This window comes from Brevundimonas sp. AVps23W, assembly GCF_058681395.1.
On sequence record NZ_CM178738.1, the window covers coordinates 690,408 to 711,265 of the forward strand.

Below are 20,858 nucleotides of genomic sequence, written 5' to 3' on the forward strand. Positions count from 1 at the left end.
TTGCGGGAGAGGGAGACCGCGCACGGCGGCGAAGCCGTCGTTCTGGCGCGGTCGGGCGAGGGGTCGCGCGGGCGTTCCAGCCGCTGCGACCCCTCATCCGGCCCTGCGGGCCACCTTCTCCCGCAAGGGGAGAAGGATAGGTGCGTCAGCCCTTGGCCCACACCCCAAACGGGTCGCTGGACTCCATCCCAAGGGCCTGGGCCACGGCAGGATAGGTGATCTCGCCCTTCAGCACGTTCAGGCCGCGCGCCAGGTGCGGGTCTTTCTTCAGCGCCTCAAGCCCGTGATCCGCCAGGGCCAGGCCGAAGGGCAGGGTGGCGTTGTTCAGTGCTTCGGAGCTGGTGCGTGGCGCGGCGCCCGGCATGTTGGCGACGCAATAGTGGACCACGCCGTCGATGACATAGGTCGGGTCCTCGTGGGTCGTCGCGTGCGAGGTCTCGAAACAGCCGCCCTGGTCGATGGCCACGTCGATCAGCACCGATCCGGGCTTCATCGTCTTCAGATGTTCGCGCTTGACCAGTGTGGGAGCCGAGGCGCCCGGCACCAAGACGGCGCCGATGACCACATCGGCCTTGACCAGTTCTTCCTCGATCGCGCCGATCGACGAATAGCGGGTGATGACCCGCCCGCCGGTGATCTCGTCGATATAGGCCATGCGCGGGATCGAACGTTCCAGCACCACCACCTCGGCGCCCAGGCCCATGGCCATCCGCGCCGCGTTCAGGCCGACGACGCCGCCGCCCAGCACCAGCACCCGCGCCGGCACCACGCCCGGCACGCCGCAGAACAGCAGGCCCATGCCGCCGTTGTGCTTCAGCAGGGTCTCGGCCGCCGAGAAGACCGCGATCCGCCCCGCCACTTCCGACATGGGCGCCAGCAACGGCAGGCCGCCGCGCGCGTCGGTTACGGTCTCATAGGCGATGGCGGCGCATTTGGACGCCAGCAGGCCCTTGGTCTGTTCCGGATCGGGCGCCAGGTGCAGATAGGTGTAGAGGATCTGGTCCTCGCGCAGCATCTCCCACTCGACCTTCTGCGGTTCTTTGACCTTCACGATCATGTCGTTGTTCGCAAAGATCGTCGCGGCGTCGGCGACCAGGGTCGCGCCCGCCTTTTCGTAGTCCGCGTCGGTGAAGCCGGCGCCCAGGCCTGCCCCGGTCTGGACCGAGACCTGATGACCATGGGCCACATATTCGCGCACCGCTGTCGGCGTCAGGCCCACCCGGTGTTCATTCTTCTTGATTTCGCTGGGAACGCCGACACGCATAGGGAGCCTCTCCGGAAATGATGGGAGCGTCCGTCCCTGCGGGCGGATCGCCGTTCCTTCACATATAGCGCTGAGCCGGACGCAGAATCCTGTTCATTTCGTCACCTAATCGCCATACATGCGCAGTCTCTGCGATGGAGTGAGCCAATGAAGACTGTTTCTGCTGTCGAAATTGACGGAACCGACAGGAAGATGCTCCGTCTTCTGCAGCAGGACGGCCGCATGACCAACGCCGACCTGGCGCGTCAGGTGGCCCTGTCCGAAAGCGCCTGCCTGCGTCGCCTGCGGGCGCTGGAGGCCGCCGGGGTGGTCGATCACTATGCCGCCGTGATCAGCGAACGGGCCGTGGGTCTGCCGATCAGCGTCTTCGTCACCGTCACCCTGTCGTCCCAGTCGGAGGCGGCCCTGAGCGCCTTCGAACAGGCGGTCGCCGCCGCGCCCGAGGTGATGGAATGCTATCTGATGACCGGGGGCGCCGACTATCTGCTGCGGCTGGTGGTGCGCGATGTCGATGATCTGGAACGGGTCCACGCCAAGACCCTGACGCGCCTGCCGGGGGTCCACCGCGTCTCCTCCAGCGTCGCCATGCGGTCGGTGGTCAAGCGGGGGGTCTTGCCGGTCTGACCGCTGGTCACCAGATCGAACGGCGACGCTTCTGTTGGGGATGACATGGATCGCGACGGCTTCATCTGGTTGGGCCTGACCCTGGGCTTGGGCATGATCGCTGCGCCGGGCGTCCTGGCGGGCGGAACGCCGCTTCTCCCGCTGTTTCTCGTCTGCGTCGGCCTGGCCTGCGCCCTCCATGCGGGCAGTCGTCGTCTGGTCGAGCGCGCGACCCTTCGGCTGATGTCGCGCGGCGCCCTGCGCACCGCGATCATCGTCCTGGGCGCCGTGATGCTGTTTCAGCTTCTGCCGCTGGAGATGGCGCTGTTCATGGCTGGCGATGTGCTGGCCTATGTCGAGGTGCTGGCGGCCGTCGGCTTGATCGCGGCGAACGCCCGCGTCCGGGTCATTCGCGGGATGGTCGGCTCGAAGGCGGATCAATGGCGCGCCTCAGTCCGGCGTCGGATCCGCTATCGCACGACACGGCCCGCGCGTCCTTCGGCCCGGCGCCGCCCGGCGTCGCCGGATGACGACCCGGCGGCCGGGTGGGCCCTTGCCTGACCCCTACCTCAACGCCAGGGTCACCGTCTTCACGTCCACATACTCATCTATGCCGTGGATCGAGCCTTCGCGGCCGTAGCCGGACTGTTTGACCCCGCCGAACGGGGCGACGGCGGTGGAGATCAGGCCGGTGTTGACCCCGCACATGCCCGCCTCGATCCGGCGGCTGAACCGCATGGCCCGGTCCAGGTCGCGGGTGAACAGATACGACGCCAGTCCGAACTCGCTGGCGTTGGCCTTCTTCAGAACCTCGTCCTCGCTGTCGAAGGCGAAGATCGGGATCATCGGGCCGAAGGTCTCCTCCTCGCGGAACAGGGCGTCGTTTCCGCCCAGGGTCACGGTCGGCTGGAAGAAGCGACCGCCCAGCTCATGGCGTGACCCGCCGGTCAGCACCCGGCCCCCGTCGGTCTTGACCGCCGCGACATGTTTCTCGACTTTGTCGATGGCCTTGTCCTCGATCAGCGGGCCGATCTTGACGCCATCGTCGAAGGCTGGGCCGACCTTGATCTTCGCCACCTCGGCCGCAAGCTTCTCGGCATAGGCCTCAGACACCGACCGTTCGACATAGACCCGGTTGGGGCAGACGCAGGTCTGGCCCGAGTTGCGGAACTTGCCCTTGATGGTCTCGGCCACAGCCAGGTCCAGATCGGCGTCAGCAAAGACGATCAGGGGGGCCGCGCCGCCCAGCTCCATCGACACCCGTTTCAGCGTCGGGGCGCATTGTGCCGCCAGCTTGGGACCTACGCCTGTCGATCCGGTGAAGGACAGTTTGCGGATCAGGGGGCTTTCGGTCAGCGCCTTGCCGATCACCGAGGCCTCGCCCGTCACGATCGACAGGGCGCCAACCGGCAGACCCGCCTGGTAGGCCAGCTCGGCCAGGGCGATGGCCGTGAACGGCGTCTGGCTGGCGGGCTTGACCACGGCAGTGCAGCCGGCGGCGAAGGCCGGTCCCAGCTTGCGCGTCAGCATGGCGGCCGGGAAATTCCACGGCGTGATCAGGGCGCACGGACCCACCGCCTCGCGATAGGTCAGCAGCAGATGGCCCAGCGGGCTATCCTGGGTCTCGCCGATCAGCCGCTCGGCTTCTCCGGCGAACCATTTGATGAAGCCGTTGGCATAGACCACCTCGCCCTTGGCCTCCTCAAACGGCTTGCCGTTCTCCAGCGCCATCAGGGCGCCCAGACCCTCGACATTCTCGTCGATCAGTTCGGCCCATTGGCGCAGGAAGGCGGCGCGCTTGTGCGGATCGGCGCGGGACCAGGCCGGAAAGGCGTCGGCGGCGGCCTGGATGGCGCGTTGCGTCTCAACCTCGCCCAGCTCGGGAACATGGCCGATGATGTCGCCCGTCGCCGGATCGTCCACCGCGATTCCGCCGCCGTTGGCCGGGACAGGCTCTCCGGCGATCAAGGCGTGCTGGCGAAGCAGGGCGAGGCCGGCGTTCCGGGCAGACTGGTTCACGGAAATCTCCTGATGAGGTCCTGAAACGAACAAGGCCCCGACGAAGCGGGGCCTTGCAAGTCTCGATCATGCGGCCTTGGCCGCAGCCGATCAGTTCTTGGCGTCTTGAGCGGCGCCCGAAACGGCCGAGCCGGCGGCTTGGGTGTCACGACCCACGCCTTCGACGGTGTTGCAGGCGGCGGTGGTCAGGGCGGCGGCGGCGGCGACCAGTACGAAAATCTTGCGCATGAGAAAGCTCCGGTTGAGCCGACATGGGAGTCTGTCGGTCTTGGCCTATCAACGCGACCGCACGGCGCCGGTTCCGTCCGTGCCGCCCGACGTGTCGGCGGGGTCCGTCGGCGACAGGGCTTCGGGCGTGGTGAAGGTCATGCGGGCGATGGTTCCGCCGCCTGGCGCCGTCACGAACTCCGTTTCACCCCGTAGCTGTTTAGCGAAGGCGCCCATCAGGGTTCGTCCCACCCCCGCCTCTGCGCCGGTCGAAGCGCCGGGACCGTCATCCTCGACTTCCAGGGTGGAGGTGTCCCCATGAACCCGGAAGCGCACGCTCAACGCCCCGCCCCGGTTGGCGAAGGCGTGTTTCTGCGCATTGGTGACCGCTTCGACCAGCCAGAGCGCCAAGGGCGCCAGTTTGTCGGGATCGACGAACAGAGAGTCCGCCTCCACCGAACTGGCCACGACTGGTCCGCGCACGGCTTCGCTGGCCACCAGTTGACCGACCAGTTCGGTCAGGAAGTCTCGCGCATCGGCGTGGCGGATGTCATCGCTCTGGTAGAGGGTGCGGTAGATCAGGGCCAAGGCCGAAATCCGCTGCCGCGTATCCCCCAGCGCCGCCTTGGCCGGCGCGTCCGTCAGGGCTCGCTGCTGCATAGAAAGCAGGGACGATATGATCTGAAGATTGTTCTTCACCCGGTGATGGATCTCGCGCATCAGCGCGTCCTTCTCGGCGATCGCATCCGTCAGTTCGCGGTCGCGGACCGTAATGGCCTCGGCCATCTCGTCCAGGGTCCGGGCCAGGGTGCGAATCTCGGACGGGGCGTTCATCGCCTGTAACGGTCGAACCGAGAACCGCCCCTTTGCGTAGAGGGAAGCGATCCGCTCCAGATAGTCGAGCCAGCGAATGAATATCCGTTCGGACAGAAGCATGACCGCGGCGAAGGCGGTCAGCCAGGCGCCCAGCGGCAGCAGCAGACTCCCTATCGGATTGAGCCTGGCCCAGGACAGAAGGCCCGGCGCCGGCGCCGACAAAAGGGCGTACAGGTCGCCGCCCGCCAGTACGGCCCCCGCATAGTCGCGGTTCTGGCCGCGGCTGTCCCTGGCCGCGAACACGGCGGAGCCTTCGTTCCGCGCCCGCGCGACCCAACCCGAGACATCGCCGCCGTCGGCGAAGCGGAAGGCGGTGGGATCACTGGCGACCAACAGACGGCCGGCGCCGTCGGTCAGGGCGGCTTCCGAGGCCGAAGGCAGGGCGCGGTCCTTGATGTCCGGCTGAAGCGCAGACAGGGGAATGACGGCCGCCATGGCGCCGTCGAACCGGCCCATTGGCCTTTCCGCTCGAATGGCGATGATGAGGGCTGCGGGATAGCCGGCGCCGGCGGGGGCGCGGACGACGACGAGATCCTCGCCCTGCCTCAGGCGTTGAAACCAGTGGGCCTGGGCTGCAGGCGCCACCCCGGACCGAAGCCCGTCGCGGCGGCCGGACGCGCAGACGGCGTCGCCGGAGGGGCTGAGGCGATAAAGCCCCTCGTAGTCTTCCAGTCGGTCAACCAGGGCCGTCAGCCGAGGCGCGCAATAGGGACCTAAGGCATCGGGGCTCAGAGCGCGCAGAAGAACCTGCGCGCTGTCCAACCGCGCCTTGACGTCGCCCGCGCTGCGTTCGGCGGCAAGTTGAAGGTCGATCTTGCGCTGCTCGGCCTGACTGCTGAAGTCAGCCTGAGTCTGCACCAGAATGAGGATGAGGATCGGCAAGAGCGCCAGAGCCATGGCGGTGCCAAGGCGGAAGCGGATTCCCTGAAATCGGGCCGCGTTCCATTTCCGCTCCAACCGGGACCGGGGGGCGGCGGAGCCGGATCTCGTCTCTTCCGTCACCGGGGCTCAGGACCGGGCGCCGGCCAGCCTGTCGGCCTCGCCGAGAATCGAGCGCATGGCGTCTCCCGCCGCCTTGCCATCGCGTCCATAACCGCCCTTCTCCAGCGTCGCTTGCAGCGCCCGACGGGCGCGGCTGACGCGGCTTTTCACCGTGCCCACGGCGCAGCCGCAGATTTCGGCGGCCTCTTCATAGGCGAAACCGCCCGCCCCGACGAGGATCAGCGCTTCACGTTGTTCCTCCGGCAAGGTTTTCAGCGCCTGGCGTAATTCGTCCAGGGCCACCGGCGCTTCGGGATCATCGACAGCCACCAGAGTCCGTTCGGCGGCCTCCTGGTCCAGCTGCGACTGGCGCCAGGACCGGCGCTTCTCGGAATAGAACTGGTTGCGCAGGATCATGAAGGTCCAGGCCTTCATGTTGGTGCCCATCTGATAGCTGGCGCGCGCGTCCCACGCCTTCATCATGGCGTCCTGCGCTAGGTCGTCGGCTGCGGTTGGATCGCCGGTCAGGGTACGCGCGAAAGCCCGTAGATGAGGGATCAGCTGGACCAGCTCGCGCTTGAAGCCCTCGTCGTCCGCAGACGCAGGCTTGGGCGCGGCGCCCAGACGCGGGGAAGTCATGAACCACCGCCGCGAGACTTGGCGTCGGCGCGCTTCAGAATTTCAAGGAATTCATCAGGAACGGGCTCGTTGACGACCTCGTCGAACATGTGACGCAGCTTCACGCCAATGGCCTGTTGACGAAGGCGAGCTTCTTCGAGCCCCGCCTCCCCCGGTTTATCGGCGCCTTTGCGCCGCGAGGAATCGGAAGAATCAATCATAGACAGAACACCGCCCACCCAACTGCAGTGCAGAAATGCAGCGGGAGTAACGTCCCTCCACGCTGCGAGTTCCGGCGATTATGCAATATAATGCTCAAGCTTGGGAGCTTCAGCGGAACCGCGGGCCGGTTGGCACGTTTGCCCCGCTTGTAGCGCTGCGTCCTGTGGGACGGTTCAGCGGATTTTGTCGGGGACGAACTTATGAGCCTTCTGGCCAGACTTGCGCCGCATCTGCCTTACGTCCGTCGCTATGCGCGGGCTCTTACCGGCGATCAGGCGACCGGAGACAACTATGTGCGCGTGGCGCTGGAGGCCCTGGCCGCCGGCGAGCAGCAGCTTTCGCCTGAGATGACGCCGCGGGTGGCGCTCTATCATGTTTTCCACGCCATCTGGTCCTCGACCGGCGCCCAGCTTGAGGACGGGATCGGAGCAGAGACCGGCTCTGACGCCTCCAGCCGTCTGCTTCGTATCGCCCCCCGGTCTCGCCAGGCCTTTCTGCTGACCGCGCTTGAAGGCTTCACGCCCTCGGAGGCCGCCCAGGTCCTGTCGGCCGACGCGCGCGACGTGGAACGCCTGATCGCCGACGCCCAGTCCGACATCGACGCCGAACTGGCGACCGACGTCCTGGTGATCGAGGACGAGGCCATTATTTCCGCCGACATCCAGAGCCTGGTGAAGGAACTGGGGCATCGCGTCACCGGCGCCGCCACCACCCACGAGGAAGCGATCGAGGCGGTCGCCCGCCACAAACCCGGCCTGGTCCTGGCGGACATTCAGCTGGCCGACGGTTCTTCGGGCATCGACGCCGTCAAGGAAATCCTGAAGAGCATGGATGTGCCGGTGATCTTCATCACCGCCTTCCCGGAGCGGCTGCTGACCGGCGAGCGGCCCGAGCCGACCTTCCTGATCACCAAACCCTTCCAGCCCGAGACGGTGAAGGCGGCGATCAGCCAGGCCCTGTTCTTCCATCCGTCGCGCCACAAGCAGGCGGCCTAGGCCCGTCGAGCCCGCTATAGACGGGAAAAGCCCCGGTCGTTTCGGCCGGGGCTTTTGTCTGTTCAGTTGGACGGCTGGGTCGGGGCGTTGACATTGGGCGCTTCGCCGGTGGGGACGGGGCGGGGCTCCCCGTTCGGTCCGGTCGGAGCGTCGGCGGCCGGAGGCGTCGCCGCGTCCCCGCTAAAGGCCCGCGCATCTACGGGCTGGCCGCCGTCGTTGGCGTTGGTTTGCGACAGGCCGCCCTGGCTGAAGAACCAGATCAAGCCCAACAGCAAGGTCGCGCCGCCCAGGGACGCGATCAGGATCACCAGGATGCGGACGCCAGACCGGCCCTGGCGGGTTGATTGTGCGTCGACCCCTTGGCGTGCGACCACCCTGTCGCCAGGGTTCGCTTGGGGATCTTGCTCTGCCATGTCGATCTTCCGATTTGTTGTTCAGGTCGAAACAACGCCCCCTCGGTAACGCTGTTCCGGCCTGCGGCCGTTCGTCATGCGCCAAAAAATCCGTCGCCCCTTGGGAACCGTGGTCTGCCTTCGCCGTTACAGGTCTGCGGAGGCGGCGACGCCCCCCCCCGACTTGAGATTGGCGAAAGCCAATCTGTCGCCTCCGCGCCTCATTCTCGATGATGCCACTTCAAGGCGGCCCTCAGGGGTCGCCTTTTTCTTTGGGGCGGGCCTCGACCGTCGCGTGAGACCGGGCCACCATGGTCTTCAAAGAAAACCTGCGGAGGATATACGATGACCTCGAACGGAAAAACCAATCGCCAATGGGTGCTGCGACAGCGACCCAAGGGCCTGATCCAGCCGGGCGACCTCGAACTGGTCGAGGGCCCCATCCCGGACATCAAGGAGTCCGAGGTGCTGGTCCGCACCATCTACCTGTCTCTGGATCCGACCAACCGCACCTGGATGAATGATTCCGAGGGCTATCTTCCGCCGGTCGGCCTGGGCGAGGTGATGCGCGGCCTGACCCTGGGGATCGTCGAGCACAGCCGGTCGGATCGGTTCCGGGTCGGGGACCTGGTCATGCCCGCCTCGGGCGGCTGGGCCGACTACGCCGTCGTGCCCGAGGGCGGGCTTCGGCCTGTCCATCGCGCGTCCGGCCTGCCGTTGACGGCCAACATGTCCGTGCTCGGCATGACGGGACTGACCGCCTATTTCGGCGTCACGGATGTGTTGAAGGCCAAGGCGGGCGAGACGCTGGTCATCTCGGCCGCAGCGGGCGCCGTCGGCTCCATCGCCGGCCAGATCGCCAAACAACGGGGTTGCCGGGTCATCGGCATCGCCGGCGGACCCGCGAAATGCGCCTGGCTGACCGATGAACTCGGTTTCGACGCCGCCATCGACTACAAGAACGAGGACGTCGGCGACGCGCTGGATCGCCTGGCGCCGGACGGAATAGATCTGAATTTCGAGAACGTCGGCGGCGACATCATGATCGCCGTGTTCAACCGGCTGAAGGTGCACGGACGGATGGCGGTCTGCGGCCTGGTCTCGTCCTACAACGCCACCAAGGCGCCGCCGTCGCCGAACTTCGCCCGGATCATCACCCATCGCCTGAATGTTCAGGGCTTCCTGGTGCTCGACTACGCACCCCGCGCCCGCGAAATGGTCGCCGAGATGGGACCCTGGCTGGCGGACGGGCGGGTCAAGTGGAAGGTTCACGTCGATGACGGGCTGGAAGGGGCGCTGGACTCGCTGAACCGCTTGTTCACCGGCGATCATGACGGCAAGCTGCTGGTTCGCGTCTCTGAAGAACCCGCCTAAGGATTGCCATGAGCGACCCCCTGCTTGTCCATTTTGAGGATCTGGAGACAGGGCAGGTGGTGCCTCTGGGCGCTTGCGCCGTCGATCCGGCGGCCCTGGACGTCTTCGTCGAGCGGTTCTCGCCCGGTTGGGACACCGCCTACGGCGCGCCCGACGCCATGGTCTATGTTCTGTGGAGCCGGCTGGCCGCCGAGAAGTCCGGCGGTTGGGCCCAGACCAAGGTGCTGGCCGTGGACGGCCTGCGTTTCATGCGTAATCCGCCGCCTGGCGAGTTGCTGCGCGGCCGGATGACGGTGATGGGTAAGGATCCGGTCGGCGATGAAAAGGGGATCGTCATCGCGTCGCATGACCTGCTGGACGAGGCGGGGCGGCTGGTCTTCTCCTGCCTGACCCGGGCCCTGTTCGCGCGACGCTGAAACGAAAAACGCCCCGCCGGCGAACCGGCGGGGCGCTTGTTCTTGATGCCGGGGGTCTTAGTTGACCGTGCCGGGGGCCTGGCGAAGGAAGGCCAGGGCGATCAGGCGGTCCCAACCCAGCAGTGACACCAGGTGGGCGTAGATCTGGCCCAGGGCGCCGTTGTCGCGCAGCTCCGCCAGCTTCTCGGCCGGCAGGGCCTTCAGCTTGTCTTCCGACACGGCGTAGTATTCGGCCAGCTTCTGCGGCGCGCCGGGCGTGCCGTCCGGGTTGCGCGGCGTGAAGACGGCTTCACGGACGTCCAGCAGGTCCAGGTCCTGGATCAGCTTGACGAAGGCTTCGGTGCGCTGGCGCTCTTGTTCGAAGTTGTTGCAGAACTCCATCGCCATGGTCGTGTAGTCGCTGGCCTGGCCGTTGACGAACAGCGGGTTCTGGCCGCCTTCAGCGACGATCGGCGAGCCGCGGTCGATGCACAGGATCAGGCGCTGGTTCTGCTTGTCGTCGGCGAAGACGAACGGATAGCGGCGCACATAGGCCGGGATGTAGGCGTCGGGGCGGAACTCGCCGTCGGCGGCGACGAACAGGTTCTCGCCCTGGCGCAGGCCCATGACCACGACCGGCTGGCGGTTTTCGCCGGTGAAGATGACCGGATAGGACAGGGCGGCGGCGGCGAACTCGGTCACCGTCAGCGGCACGACATTGGTCTGGGCCACGAAGGCGTAGGGCTTGTCGGCCGGGTTGACGCCCAGCCCGCCATGCTGAACCGGATCCAGCGGCTCGGGCTTGGTGTAGAAGAGGACGTTGCCTTCGAGCGGCGAGTTGGTCGTGTCGGTCATTTGAAGCCAGGCACTCTGGAATTGATTGAGGCGGGCCTTCTAGCCCAAGCCCGCTTCAGCGGCAAACGGCCTCACGGAGAAGGGGATTCCGTGAGGCCGCATTGACACGATCAGAAGGCGTAGGTGACGCCGACGCGCAGGTTCCGGCCGGGCAGGGGCGCGATATCCTTCAGGAAGGAGGCATGCTCGCGCGCCTCCTCGTCCGTCAGATTGTGCGCCTCGGCGAAGACGGTGATCTCCTTGTCGGAGAACGGACGCACCGCGCCGCGCAGATTGACCATCGTATAGGCGTCGGTGGGCAGTTCGTTTTCGGCCAGACGGTCCTGTTCGCCGACGTGGCGGACTTCTCCGGCCAGGTCCCACATGCGCGAGGTCCAGGCCAGGCGGGCGGTCGCGGACCACGGCGGGATGCGTGCGGCCGGTCCCAGGTCGGTGTCAGCCTTGACGTAGTCCGCAGCGCCTTCCAGCGACAGTTTGCGGTCGCCGCTTTCCCACAGGGCGTAGGCGGCCTCGGCCTCGAAGCCCTGGAAGTCGGCGTCGGTCTGGACGAACTGGTAGATCGGGAAATACTCGTCTTCTTCGTCGAAATAGTATTGGCCGCCCGTCGCGCGTTCGTCGATGAAGCCGTCGTACCAGGACCGATAGACGTGCAGGTCGCCGGTGAAGGCGCCCCGGTCATAGTGGACCGTGCCCTCCAGGGTGGTGACCTTCTCGGTGTCCAGGTTCACGTCGCCCGTCTCATAGGCGGCGGTGGCGATGTGGACGCCGTCGGCGAACAGTTCGACCTCGCTGGGCGCGCGCTCGGTGCGCGACAGGCTCAGACCCAGGAACAGGCCGGCCTGCGGCCGCACGAAGGCCGCCGCGCTGGCCGACCAGTTGTCGAACTCACGCTCGACCTCGGCCGTTTCGCCGATCGGGGTGGCGGTCAGGGTGCGGCGGTCGTAGCGCAGACCGCCTTCGAAGCCGTAGCGGCCCAGGTCATAGCGCTGGACAGTATACAGGCCCTGTTCCTCGATCTTGACGGTCGGGACGAAGGCTTCCTCGCCGATGGCCTCGAAATTACGCTCCAGGGCCTGGACGCCGATGGCGCCGTTCCAGCCGTTCTGCTCGCGCTGGACCAGTTCGCCGCGCGTTTCCCAGCCGTCCGAGTTGAACACGGTGCCCGGCTCGCCCGGTCCTTCAAACTCGGTGTGGGTGTAGTCGGCGTGGCCGTACGAGGCGCGGACCTTGGCGAAGGGGCCGGTGTCGAACCGGTATTCGCCGCGACCGTCCCAACGTTCCTGTTCCAGGTTGATGAAGACTTCCGGCTCGGCGACCGTGCCGTACTCGCTTTCGGTCTTCTTGTAGGACAGGCCGACGAAGCCCTTGTCAGCGATATAGGAGCCGCCGACGCCCCAGGCGTTCAGTTCGGACCAGGAGTTGGGCTGTTTGTCGCCGTCGCCGCGCGGCTCGCCGTCGCTGTCGGCCAGGACTTGCGAGCGTGCGGGCGAGGGGATGTCATAATCGTCGGTCTTGCGCGTCACGCCGCTGATGTTGAAGGCGAAACGGCCCACGCCGACCGTGGTGTGGCCCGAGGCGCCGCGTCCGTCGTCGACGCTGGAATACTGGGTCGAAATCCGGCCCTCGATCCCGCCTTCGGGCAGGGTTTCAGGAATCCGGTCGTCGATGATGTTGACCACACCGCCGATGGCCGATCCGCCATAGACCAGGGTCGCCGGGCCACGCACGATCTCGATGCGATGGGCTTCGCCGGGATCGGTCGCCACGGCGTGGTCGGGCGACACCGAGCTGGCGTCGATCTGGCCCAGGCCGTTGGTCAGCACCTGGACGCGCGGACCCGACAGGCCGCGGATCACGGGGCGGCTGGCGCCCGGCGCGAAGTCGGTCGAGCGGACGCCCGGCAGGCCGTTGACCAGATCGCCCAGCGAGGTCGCCGGGGCGATGGCCAGCTTCTGCTCGTCCAGCACGTCGGTGGCGATGGTGGTTGCGCGCTGCGTCACGCCGAACGGGGTGGCGGTGACGATGATGTCATCGACCGTCGTCGCCGGGGACTGGGCGTTCTGGGCGAAGGCTGCGCCGCCCAGGGCGCTCCAGGCGACAGCGGACAGCAGCAGGGGACGGGTGACGAAGGGACGCATGGACGGCCTACTTTCGGGGAGAGATGATAATGTGTTATGAGATAACGTCACGACGCGTCAAGCCGTGTCTGTTGCGATAAAGGCGGTCAGCGATTAGCTGTGGCCCATGAGTTCCACCTGCGACCACGATCACGACCATTCCGGCCTGCACGGTGCGGCGTTGGCGCGCGCGCTGCAGGGCGCGGAAAGCCGCGTGGCCGAGGCAGGCGAGCGGATGACGGCGCCGCGTCGGCGGGTCCTGTCCCTGCTGCTGGAAACCGGCGAGCCGGTGAAGGCCTATGATCTGATCGCCCGGTTCGGCGAGGACGGCCAGGCGGCCAAGCCGCCGACCGTCTACCGCGCCCTGGAGTTTCTCGAGCGCCAGGGGATGGCCCACCGGATCGCCTCCATCAGCGCCTATGTCGCCTGTTCGGGCAGCGCCGCAAAAGGCTCGGCGCCACACGCTGCGGCCTTCCTGATCTGTGACTGCTGTGGCGCGACGCGCGAGATCGAGGGGCCGGACCAGGGCGCGATAGACGCCGCCGCCGCCACCGCGGGCTATGCGATCGCGCGCACCACGATCGAAGCGCATGGCCTGTGCCTGGCCTGCCGCGAGGCGGGTTGATCATGGACGTCGCCCGGATGTCAGCGCCGCGCCGGCTCAGCATCCCCATTGAGAACCACTGGGGCGCCGGTCAGATGTCGGTGCTGGATTTCGGTGATCCGAACCGGCCGGTCGATCTGGTCTTTTCTCACGCCAACGGCTTCAACGCCGCCACCTATCGCAGCCTGCTGTCGCCGCTGTCGGCGTCGCTGCGGATCTGGGCCCCGGACCTACGCGGGCACGGCGCCTCGGGCCTGCCGGTCTTCGCCCGGCCCAAGGCCAGTTGGCTGGACCACCGCGACGATCTTCTGGCCCTGTTGAAGGCCATCGACGGACCGCCCGTGGTCCTGGCCGGTCATTCTATGGGCGGCACCGCCTCGCTGCTGGCGGCGGCGGAACAGCCCGACCGGGTCTCGAGCCTGGTTCTGTTCGACCCGGTGATCTGGAGGCGCTCTGCGGTCCTGGCCTTCAATCTGCCCTTCGCCCATCGGCTGATGGCGGGAATCCCCATCGCCAAGGCCACCCGTCGCCGTCGCGCCGTCTTCGACAGCCGCGAACAGGCCCTGGCCGCCTACCGCGGGCGCGGCGCCTTCAAGGGTTGGCCGGACATGGTCCTCGCCGATTACCTGTCCGAAGGCCTGGTCGAGACGTCCGAGGGCCTGAGCCTCAGCGCCACCCCCGCCTGGGAAGCCGCCAACTACGCGGCCCAGGCGCACAATCCCTGGCGGGCGTTGCGGCGCTATCCGGGGCCGATCCGCATTCTGAAGGCCGAGCACGGCGCCCTGACCTTCGTATCGACATCGCCCAGAGGCCTGGGGGACGTGACGGTCGAGGTCGTGACCGGCGCCGGCCACCTGTTCCCCATGACCCACGCCGACGTCGCCCGCGACGCCCTGTTCGAGGCCGCCGTCTAGATCGGGGCGGCTTCCGTTCGCGGGGGAGAAATCGGTATGCGGACCATTGCTCGCCATGATAAGGGCGCCGCTGAGCATAACTCCCCCGAGACGCCCCGCTTGCCCTTCTTTCACGCCGGTCCCGCGCCCAAAGGCGCCGGTCCCCGAACCGGGGGCTTGCGAGACGGTCTGATCCTGACGCCGGGGATGAAGGTCGGCCTGTTCGGCGGCTCCTTCAATCCGGCCCACGACGGTCACGCCCATGTGGCCGAGACGGCGATGCGTCGCCTGGGCCTGGACCGGGTCGTCTGGCTGGTCTCGCCGCAAAATCCTTTGAAGGACGCCCGCCATAGCGCCCCGTTGTCCGACCGTATGGCTTCGGCGCGGGAGCACGCGCACGGCCCGTCGATGATCATTTCGGACTTCGAGGCCCGCACAGGCGTGGCCTGGACCGTCGACACCCTGCGTCTGCTGGCGGCACGGCATCCCGGCGTTCATTTCGTCTGGCTGATGGGTTCGGACAATCTGGCCAGCTTCCACCGGTGGAGAGGCTGGACCGACATCATGCGGCTGATGCCGGTGGCGGTGATCGCTCGGCCGGGCTCGCTGCTGGACAGTCGCACGGCGCCGGCCGCCGCCCGCTTCGGCGGTTTCCGCATTCCGGCCCAGCAGGCGGGTCTGTTGCCGACCCTCGCCGCGCCGGCCTGGACCTATCTGACGGCGCCGCTGAATCCCCTGTCCTCGACGGCGATCCGAACCGCAAAAGGGCGACGCGCGGGCTCGTGATCGGGCCGGCGGTTCACGTTCCGGCCCATTCGTGCTAGAGGACTGCTTTAGTCAACGCTCCCGGAGCCCTCCGCTGACCCCCTCGCCCGCGTATGATACGCAAGACGCCGCCGTTTCGAACACGGCGCACGAGATGGACGCTATCGAACCTCTCCATTCCGACGACGGATCTGAATCCTCCCTGGCGTTCGGCGATTCCGCCCCGCGTCCGGTCGGCTCCACGCCGCTCGAAGAAGCCCTGCTGAGCCGCCTCGACGAGGACAAGGCTCAGGACATGGTCCTGATCGACCTCAAGGGCAAAAGCGCCATGGCCGACACAATGATCGTCGCTTCCGGCCGTTCGCACCGTCACGTGGGCGCTATCGCCGACCACCTGCTGCGCACCCTGAAGGAACAGGGTCTGGGCAAGGCCAAGGTCGAGGGCCTGCCGCACTGCGACTGGGTCCTGATCGACGCCGGCGACGTGATCGTGCACCTGTTCCGCCCGGAAGTGCGCACCTTCTACAATATCGAGAAGATCTGGGCGGTCGATTCCGCCCACCGCATGGTCCGCGACTAATACCGTGAAGCTGAGCATCGTCGCCATCGGCCGACCGGGCCGGGGGCCTGAGGCGACGCTCGCCGACGACTACGCCCGGCGCGCCACCCTTGCGGGACGCGCGCTGGGCCTCGGTCCCCTCGAACTGATAGACCTCGAGGCCCGCAAGCCGGGCAAGGCGCCGGAGGCCGAGCTAATCCTCGCCGCCGCCGAAGGCGCGCACCTGATCGCCTGCGACGAACGGGGCAAGACCTATTCCTCGCGGGCCTTCGCCGACCATGTCGCCAAACTGCGCGATCAGGGCGAACGCCGGCTGGTCTTCGCCATCGGCGGAGCCGACGGGCTGGACGAGAGCGTGCGCGCCGCCGCGTCCTCGACCCTGGCCTTCGGTCCCCAGACCTGGCCCCACGCCCTGGCCCGCGCCATGTTGGCCGAACAACTGTATCGGGCGGTTACCATCCTGGCCGGATCACCCTATCATCGCGACTGACATGGGTCGCGCCGCCACACTTTCCCTCGCCCTGATGACGGGTCTCGTCCTCGCCGCCCCCGCCGCAGGCCGGCAGGCGCCCGAGAGCGAACTGGCGCGCATCCAGGCTGAATATCGCGACGAGGCCGTGCGGGCGCGCCGCCTGCGCGCCGACGCCGAGGCGGCCAAGGACGAACTGGCGCAGCTCGAGCGCCGGCTGGCCGCCCTGCGCGCCGACGAACAGACCGACGACCGCCAGATCGAGGATCAGCGCGCCCGCCTTCAGCAGCTCAGCGCGCGTGAGGCCGAACTGGTCACCAACCTGGCCCGCGAACGCGGCGCCCAGGGCCGACTGCTCAGCGCCCTGCAGATGATGAGCCGCCGCCCGCCGCCCCCCCTGCTGGTCCCGGCGGACAAGGCGATCGACACGGTGCGCGCCTCCATCCTGCTGAAGGCCATGACGCCCGACCTGGAAAAACGCGCCAAGGCCCTGGCCGACCGTCAGGCAGAGATCATGCGCATCCGCCGTCTTGCGGTTCTGTCGTCGGAGCGGCTGCTGACCACGGAAAGCGCCCAGGGCGACCGCCGCGCCGAGATCGAGGGCCTGACCGCGCGCAAGACCGCCCTGACCGCAGTCCTCAATGCCGAGGCCCGCGCCGCCGAACGATCCGCCCGCGTGCTGGAAAACCGGATCCGTGAACTGGGGGGCTCTGTCCCCGCCGCGGAGCCTGCCGAAACTGCTCCCGCCCGTCTTCCCGCAGGTCGTAACCGTCTCAGTTCGCCGGTCCAGGGCGCGCCCAGCCAGACCTGGGGGGCAGGGACATCAGGTTGGCGCTGGCGCGCGGATCGGGCGGCCGTGGTCGCGCCGGCCGACGCCAAGGTCGCCTATGCCGGGCCTCTGACCGGCTGGGGCCAGGTGGTGATCCTGGATCTGGGGCCCGGCTGGCGGGCGGTGATCGCAGGCCTGGAGAGTGTTGATGTGACGCCGGACGCCCGCGTCGCCGACGGCCAGACCCTGGGCCGCAGCGGCCCCGACGGCGACGTCTATTTCGAGCTGCGCCGCGAGGAACGCCCCATCGACCCCGGTCCCTGGTTGCAATGACCCGCAATAGAGCTTTGCAATCCGCTCTGACGCTGATTTTATCGGCATGACGCCGCGTCGCCACGATTCCGTCGTGTCTACGGGGCCTTACCCTCCCAACGGGCGCCCATCATGATCGGCCCGACCGAAAGAGACCGAATGCGTAAACTGCTCCTCGTCGGCTGCGCCGCCCTGGTTCTCGGCGGCTCGGCCGCCGTCGCCACCAGCCAGACGCCTCGCAACGAAACCTTCCGCATGTTGGAGCTGTTCGGCGACGTCGTGGGCATCGTCGAACAGGCCTATGTGGTGCCGGTCGATAACAAGAAGCTGATCGAGGCCGCCCTGGCCGGCATGATGACGGCGCTCGATCCACACTCCAACTATCTGGCGCCGTCCAACTATGACGAGCTGCGCGAGCGGACCGAGGGGCAGTATTCGGGCGTCGGCCTGACCATCACCTCCGAAGGCGGCATGGTGAAGGTCATCTCGCCGATGGACGAAAGCCCCGCCGCCAAGGCCGGGGTTCAGGCCGGGGACGTCATCTCGTCCATTGAGGGCCAGAACGCGGCTGGCCTGACCGTGACCCAGGTGTCCGAGAAGCTGCGCGGCGCGGCGGGCACCAGCGTCCGCGTCACCTTCCTGCGCGACGGCGAAGAGCCGCGCGAAGTCGTCCTGACGCGCGAGATCATCAAGGTCCAGTCCGTCACCGGCCGGGTCGAAGGCGACTTCGGCTATCTGCGCGTCTCGACCTTCAACGAGAACACCGGCCGCGAACTGACCGAGGCCATCGCCAAGATCAAGGCCGAGAAGCCGGGCGTGAAGGGCTATATCCTGGACCTGCGCAACAACGGCGGCGGCCTGCTAAACGCCGCCATCGACGTGTCCGACACCTTCCTGGAACGCGGCGAGATCGTCAGCCAGCGCGGCCGCAAGCCTGAACAGATCCAGCGCTATTCCGCCAAGCCCGGCGACCTGACCGGCGGCCTGCCGCTGGTGGTCCTGGTCAACTACGGCTCGGCTTCGGCGTCCGAGATCGTCGCCGGCGCCCTGAAGGATCACCAGCGGGCGACCATCGTCGGCCTGACCAGCTTCGGCAAGGGCTCGGTCCAGACGGTCATCCCGCTGCGCCAGGGTCGCGACGGCGCCCTGTCGATCACCACGGCCCGCTACTACACCCCGTCCGGCGCCTCGATCCAGAAGATCGGCATCGAGCCGGACCTGGAAGTCGCCCGCACCGAGGCCGAGGCCCGGATCGTCTCGCGATCCAGCTTCATCTATTCCGAAGCCGCCTACGCCACGGCCCTGGACGCTTCCATCGGCGCCGAACGCAAGGGGCCGCACACCCCCTATGAAGCTCCGGGCAAGGACTTCGACAAGGAGAAGGACTACCAGCTGCAACGCGCCCTGGACGTCCTGCGTGCCGGCGGCGACCTGTCGAAACTGTCCGCCCCGCCAGAGAATGTCGTTGTGACCGAGCCGGGCTCGGAACCGAAGAAGGACGAGACTCCGGACGTGACGCCTGAGCAGCCGTAAGGAGCCGCGCTCCTTTCTTTTTCGTCATCCCCCGGCAAAAGCCGCGTCTTCGCGGCGCAGACCGGGGGAGCCAGCGGCGCCGAAGGCGAAATCTCTCCGCCGCACGACGCTGAAACGCCTCGTCCGCGGCAGCTTCGCGCTCTCGCGCGCCGCTGGGTTCCCCGGTCTCGCTACGCTCGCTGGAGAATGACGAAAGAATGGGAGGTCGTAGGATTCGACATTCCCCTTGTTTTCCTTCATAAGCCGCCGCTTCCGACGCAAGTGAACCTCGCGTCTCCACCCACACGACAGCTCTTTTGTCGTGCTACCGCGCTCCGCGCTGCTTGAGCACAGCCCATTCGGGCTCAAGTAGGCCGTAAGGCCGATAGCCCAAAAAAGAGAACGAGGTGGGCGAGAACCCTCCGCCGACGTGATCGTCGCCGGGGGCCGTTGTCGTATGGAGCCGTTTCACCCGTCGCCACGAGGTAGTGAATGTTCGAGGCTCTGAACGAGCGGCTGACAGGCGTCTTTGACCGGATCACCGGCCGCGGCGCCCTGTCCGAAAAGGATGTCGCCGAGGCGATGCGCGAAGTGCGCGTGGCCCTGCTCGAGGCCGACGTCGCCCTGCCGGTCGTCAAGGAATTCATCGCCTTCGCCACCGAACGCGCGACCGGTGAAGAGGTCATCCGTTCGGTCAAACCGGCCGACCAGGTGGTCAAGATCGTCTATGACGGCCTGATCGAGATGCTGGGCGGCGAAGAGCCGGTCCCGCTCAACACCAACGCCACTCCGCCGGCCGTGGTGCTGATGGCCGGCCTTCAGGGGTCGGGCAAGACCACGACTTCGGCCAAGCTGGCGCTGCGCCTGACCAAGTTCGATCGCAAGAAGGTCATGATGGCCTCGCTGGACACGCGTCGTCCGGCCGCGATGGAACAGCTGGCCCAACTGGGCAAACAGATCGACGTCGCCGTCCTGCCGATCGTGGCGGGCGAGAGCGCCGTCCAGATCACACGCCGGGCGCTGCAGTCGGCCAAGCTTCAGGGCTTCGACGTCCTGATCCTCGACACCGCCGGCCGCATCACCCTGGACGAAGGGCTGATGAACGAGGTGGCCGAGGTCGCCGAGATCTCCAAGCCCGTCGAGACCCTGCTGGTCGCCGACAGCCTGACCGGCCAGGACGCCGTCCGCACCGCCGCCGCCTTCCACGCCCGCCTGCCCCTGACGGGCCTCGTCCTGACCCGCGCCGACGGCGACGGCCGCGGCGGCGCCATGCTGTCGATGCGGGCCGTCACCGGCCTGCCGATCAAATATCTGGGCGCCGGCGAAAAGGTCGACGCCCTGGACGTGTTCGACGCCCGCCGCGTCGCCGGCCGCATCCTGGGTCAGGGCGATATCGTCGCCCTGGTCGAAAAGGCCAGCCAGGACCTGGACCAGGCCAAGGCCGAGAAGATGGCCCGCAAGCTGGCCAAGGGCCAGTTCGACCTGGACGACCTGGCCGGCCAGCTTCAGCAAATGAAGCGGATGGGCGGGCTTCAGGGCATCATGGGCATGTTGCCCGGCGTGGCCAAGATGAAGGGCCAGATGGCCGAGAGCGGCATCGACGACCGCATGATCCTGCGCCAGGAAGCCATCATCTCCTCGATGACCAAGGCCGAGCGCAAGAAGCCCGACCTGCTGAACGCCAGCCGCAAGAAGCGCATCGCCGCCGGCGCCGGCGTGGATGTGCAGGACGTGAACCGGGTTCTGAAACAGCACCGCCAGATGGCCGACGTGGTCAAACAGATGGCGCGCGGCGGTCCTCGCAAGATGCAACAGATGGCCGCCATGCTGGGCGGTCTCGGCGGCGGCGGCGGCGGCATCCCCGGCATGCCGGGCATGGGCGGCGGCCCTGACCTGAACCGATTGAAGGCCCTGGGCGGCGGCAAGACGCCGGAACCCAGCGCCGACGAACTGAAAGCCATCCAGGACCGCCTTGCGGGCCTGGGAGGCGGACAACTTCCGGGGGGGCTGCCGGGCCTCCCGGGCTTCCCTCCCAAGAAATAACGACTTCCTAGAAA

The 20,858-nt window shown here is 67.4% G+C and carries 22 protein-coding genes; 13 read left to right on the forward strand and 9 right to left on the reverse strand.

Features of this window, described 5'->3' with window-relative positions:
- Nucleotides 1-145 precede the first annotated feature (145 nt).
- The gene (gene ald / locus ACW177_RS03360) at nt 146-1,264 is read right to left on the reverse strand and encodes an alanine dehydrogenase (RefSeq protein WP_492027245.1); all 1,119 of its coding nucleotides are present in this window, start codon (nt 1,262-1,264) and stop codon (nt 146-148) included.
- A gap of 147 nt (nt 1,265-1,411) precedes the next feature.
- Between ald and ACW177_RS03365 the strand changes: the two genes are divergently transcribed.
- Nucleotides 1,412-1,888: an Lrp/AsnC family transcriptional regulator gene (locus tag ACW177_RS03365; protein WP_492027246.1), complete on the forward strand. Its 477-nt coding sequence runs from the start codon at nt 1,412-1,414 to the stop codon at nt 1,886-1,888.
- A gap of 45 nt (nt 1,889-1,933) precedes the next feature.
- A complete protein-coding gene (locus tag ACW177_RS03370; protein WP_492027247.1) occupies nt 1,934-2,428 on the forward strand; it encodes a hypothetical protein in 495 nt (164 codons plus the stop codon).
- 3 nt (nt 2,429-2,431) lie between these two features.
- Here ACW177_RS03370 and ACW177_RS03375 read toward each other — a convergent pair whose 3' ends face one another.
- From ACW177_RS03375 to nepR, 5 genes are all read right to left on the reverse strand, one after another.
- Entirely contained in the window at nt 2,432-3,886 is a 1,455-nt protein-coding gene (locus tag ACW177_RS03375) for an NAD-dependent succinate-semialdehyde dehydrogenase (RefSeq protein WP_492027248.1), read from the reverse strand.
- 90 nt (nt 3,887-3,976) lie between these two features.
- On the reverse strand, nt 3,977-4,114 hold the full coding sequence (locus tag ACW177_RS03380; protein ID WP_008264300.1) for an entericidin A/B family lipoprotein: 138 nt from the start codon (nt 4,112-4,114) through the stop codon (nt 3,977-3,979).
- A gap of 48 nt (nt 4,115-4,162) precedes the next feature.
- On the reverse strand, nt 4,163-5,866 hold the full coding sequence (phyK, locus tag ACW177_RS03385) for a sensor histidine kinase PhyK (RefSeq protein WP_492027249.1): 1,704 nt from the start codon (nt 5,864-5,866) through the stop codon (nt 4,163-4,165).
- Nucleotides 5,867-5,977: 111 nt separating this feature from the next.
- The gene (locus tag ACW177_RS03390; RefSeq protein WP_492027250.1) at nt 5,978-6,589 is read right to left on the reverse strand and encodes a sigma-70 family RNA polymerase sigma factor; all 612 of its coding nucleotides are present in this window, start codon (nt 6,587-6,589) and stop codon (nt 5,978-5,980) included.
- On the reverse strand, nt 6,586-6,789 hold the full coding sequence (nepR, locus tag ACW177_RS03395; protein ID WP_492027251.1) for an anti-sigma T factor NepR: 204 nt from the start codon (nt 6,787-6,789) through the stop codon (nt 6,586-6,588). Before nepR ends, ACW177_RS03390 begins: the two co-directional genes overlap by 4 nt.
- A 201-nt stretch (nt 6,790-6,990) precedes the next feature.
- On the opposite strand from nepR, the gene phyR reads away from it, so the two are divergent.
- On the forward strand, nt 6,991-7,785 hold the full coding sequence (gene phyR / locus ACW177_RS03400; RefSeq protein WP_492027252.1) for an anti-anti sigma factor/receiver protein PhyR: 795 nt from the start codon (nt 6,991-6,993) through the stop codon (nt 7,783-7,785).
- A gap of 62 nt (nt 7,786-7,847) precedes the next feature.
- On the opposite strand, the gene ACW177_RS03405 is transcribed toward phyR, so the two are convergent.
- Nucleotides 7,848-8,198, reverse strand: a complete 351-nt coding sequence (locus ACW177_RS03405; RefSeq protein WP_492027253.1) for a hypothetical protein — start codon at nt 8,196-8,198, stop codon at nt 7,848-7,850.
- A gap of 324 nt (nt 8,199-8,522) precedes the next feature.
- On the opposite strand from ACW177_RS03405, the gene ACW177_RS03410 reads away from it, so the two are divergent.
- The gene (locus tag ACW177_RS03410; RefSeq protein ID WP_492027254.1) at nt 8,523-9,551 is read left to right on the forward strand and encodes an NADP-dependent oxidoreductase; all 1,029 of its coding nucleotides are present in this window, start codon (nt 8,523-8,525) and stop codon (nt 9,549-9,551) included.
- Between the two features lie 8 nt (nt 9,552-9,559).
- Nucleotides 9,560-9,967, forward strand: a complete 408-nt coding sequence (locus tag ACW177_RS03415) for an acyl dehydratase (protein WP_492027255.1) — start codon at nt 9,560-9,562, stop codon at nt 9,965-9,967.
- 57 nt (nt 9,968-10,024) lie between these two features.
- Here ACW177_RS03415 and ACW177_RS03420 read toward each other — a convergent pair whose 3' ends face one another.
- Together ACW177_RS03420 and ACW177_RS03425 are read right to left on the reverse strand one after the other, a co-directional pair.
- Nucleotides 10,025-10,801: a SapC family protein gene (locus ACW177_RS03420; protein ID WP_492027256.1), complete on the reverse strand. Its 777-nt coding sequence runs from the start codon at nt 10,799-10,801 to the stop codon at nt 10,025-10,027.
- 110 nt (nt 10,802-10,911) lie between these two features.
- Nucleotides 10,912-12,939, reverse strand: coding sequence for a TonB-dependent receptor (locus ACW177_RS03425; RefSeq protein ID WP_492027257.1), 2,028 nt, complete (start codon nt 12,937-12,939; stop codon nt 10,912-10,914).
- 106 nt (nt 12,940-13,045) lie between these two features.
- Between ACW177_RS03425 and ACW177_RS03430 the strand changes: the two genes are divergently transcribed.
- The 8 genes from ACW177_RS03430 to ffh all read left to right on the forward strand — a co-directional run bounded on the left by ACW177_RS03430 (nt 13,046) and on the right by ffh (nt 20,844).
- Nucleotides 13,046-13,543, forward strand: coding sequence for a Fur family transcriptional regulator (locus ACW177_RS03430; protein ID WP_492027258.1), 498 nt, complete (start codon nt 13,046-13,048; stop codon nt 13,541-13,543).
- Nucleotides 13,544-13,545: 2 nt separating this feature from the next.
- Nucleotides 13,546-14,436: an alpha/beta fold hydrolase gene (locus tag ACW177_RS03435; RefSeq protein WP_492027259.1), complete on the forward strand. Its 891-nt coding sequence runs from the start codon at nt 13,546-13,548 to the stop codon at nt 14,434-14,436.
- Nucleotides 14,437-14,622: 186 nt separating this feature from the next.
- Complete coding sequence (locus ACW177_RS03440) at nt 14,623-15,201, forward strand: nicotinate-nucleotide adenylyltransferase (protein WP_492028065.1); 579 nt, start codon at nt 14,623-14,625, stop codon at nt 15,199-15,201.
- A 133-nt stretch (nt 15,202-15,334) separates the two neighbouring features.
- The gene (gene rsfS, locus ACW177_RS03445) at nt 15,335-15,760 is read left to right on the forward strand and encodes a ribosome silencing factor (protein WP_492027260.1); all 426 of its coding nucleotides are present in this window, start codon (nt 15,335-15,337) and stop codon (nt 15,758-15,760) included.
- A gap of 4 nt (nt 15,761-15,764) precedes the next feature.
- On the forward strand, nt 15,765-16,229 hold the full coding sequence (rlmH, locus tag ACW177_RS03450) for a 23S rRNA (pseudouridine(1915)-N(3))-methyltransferase RlmH (RefSeq protein WP_166622028.1): 465 nt from the start codon (nt 15,765-15,767) through the stop codon (nt 16,227-16,229).
- A 1-nt stretch (nt 16,230) separates the two neighbouring features.
- Complete coding sequence (locus ACW177_RS03455) at nt 16,231-17,310, forward strand: murein hydrolase activator EnvC family protein (protein WP_492027261.1); 1,080 nt, start codon at nt 16,231-16,233, stop codon at nt 17,308-17,310.
- A gap of 138 nt (nt 17,311-17,448) precedes the next feature.
- Complete coding sequence (locus ACW177_RS03460) at nt 17,449-18,822, forward strand: S41 family peptidase (RefSeq protein WP_492027262.1); 1,374 nt, start codon at nt 17,449-17,451, stop codon at nt 18,820-18,822.
- Nucleotides 18,823-19,293: 471 nt separating this feature from the next.
- On the forward strand, nt 19,294-20,844 hold the full coding sequence (ffh, locus tag ACW177_RS03465; RefSeq protein ID WP_492027263.1) for a signal recognition particle protein: 1,551 nt from the start codon (nt 19,294-19,296) through the stop codon (nt 20,842-20,844).
- Nucleotides 20,845-20,858 lie beyond the last annotated feature (14 nt).

What these genes read in the sequence shown, in the direction of transcription:
- ACW177_RS03455 (WP_492027261.1), top strand. Translation starts at nt 16,231, where the DNA reads ATGGGTCGCGCCGCCACACTTTCCCTCGCCCTGATGACGGGTCTCGTC.
- phyK (WP_492027249.1), bottom strand. Translation starts at nt 5,866, where the DNA reads ATGGCTCTGGCGCTCTTGCCGATCCTCATCCTCATTCTGGTGCAGACT.
- ACW177_RS03405 (WP_492027253.1), bottom strand. Translation starts at nt 8,198, where the DNA reads ATGGCAGAGCAAGATCCCCAAGCGAACCCTGGCGACAGGGTGGTCGCA.
- phyR (WP_492027252.1), top strand. Translation starts at nt 6,991, where the DNA reads ATGAGCCTTCTGGCCAGACTTGCGCCGCATCTGCCTTACGTCCGTCGC.
- ACW177_RS03380 (WP_008264300.1), bottom strand. Translation starts at nt 4,114, where the DNA reads ATGCGCAAGATTTTCGTACTGGTCGCCGCCGCCGCCGCCCTGACCACC.
- ACW177_RS03440 (WP_492028065.1), top strand. Translation starts at nt 14,623, where the DNA reads ATGAAGGTCGGCCTGTTCGGCGGCTCCTTCAATCCGGCCCACGACGGT.
- ald (WP_492027245.1), bottom strand. Translation starts at nt 1,264, where the DNA reads ATGCGTGTCGGCGTTCCCAGCGAAATCAAGAAGAATGAACACCGGGTG.
- ACW177_RS03430 (WP_492027258.1), top strand. Translation starts at nt 13,046, where the DNA reads ATGAGTTCCACCTGCGACCACGATCACGACCATTCCGGCCTGCACGGT.
- ffh (WP_492027263.1), top strand. Translation starts at nt 19,294, where the DNA reads ATGTTCGAGGCTCTGAACGAGCGGCTGACAGGCGTCTTTGACCGGATC.
- ACW177_RS03435 (WP_492027259.1), top strand. Translation starts at nt 13,546, where the DNA reads ATGGACGTCGCCCGGATGTCAGCGCCGCGCCGGCTCAGCATCCCCATT.
- ACW177_RS03365 (WP_492027246.1), top strand. Translation starts at nt 1,412, where the DNA reads ATGAAGACTGTTTCTGCTGTCGAAATTGACGGAACCGACAGGAAGATG.
- ACW177_RS03410 (WP_492027254.1), top strand. Translation starts at nt 8,523, where the DNA reads ATGACCTCGAACGGAAAAACCAATCGCCAATGGGTGCTGCGACAGCGA.
- ACW177_RS03425 (WP_492027257.1), bottom strand. Translation starts at nt 12,939, where the DNA reads ATGCGTCCCTTCGTCACCCGTCCCCTGCTGCTGTCCGCTGTCGCCTGG.
- ACW177_RS03370 (WP_492027247.1), top strand. Translation starts at nt 1,934, where the DNA reads ATGGATCGCGACGGCTTCATCTGGTTGGGCCTGACCCTGGGCTTGGGC.
- nepR (WP_492027251.1), bottom strand. Translation starts at nt 6,789, where the DNA reads ATGATTGATTCTTCCGATTCCTCGCGGCGCAAAGGCGCCGATAAACCG.
- ACW177_RS03415 (WP_492027255.1), top strand. Translation starts at nt 9,560, where the DNA reads ATGAGCGACCCCCTGCTTGTCCATTTTGAGGATCTGGAGACAGGGCAG.
- ACW177_RS03460 (WP_492027262.1), top strand. Translation starts at nt 17,449, where the DNA reads ATGCGTAAACTGCTCCTCGTCGGCTGCGCCGCCCTGGTTCTCGGCGGC.
- rsfS (WP_492027260.1), top strand. Translation starts at nt 15,335, where the DNA reads ATGGACGCTATCGAACCTCTCCATTCCGACGACGGATCTGAATCCTCC.
- ACW177_RS03420 (WP_492027256.1), bottom strand. Translation starts at nt 10,801, where the DNA reads ATGACCGACACGACCAACTCGCCGCTCGAAGGCAACGTCCTCTTCTAC.
- ACW177_RS03390 (WP_492027250.1), bottom strand. Translation starts at nt 6,589, where the DNA reads ATGACTTCCCCGCGTCTGGGCGCCGCGCCCAAGCCTGCGTCTGCGGAC.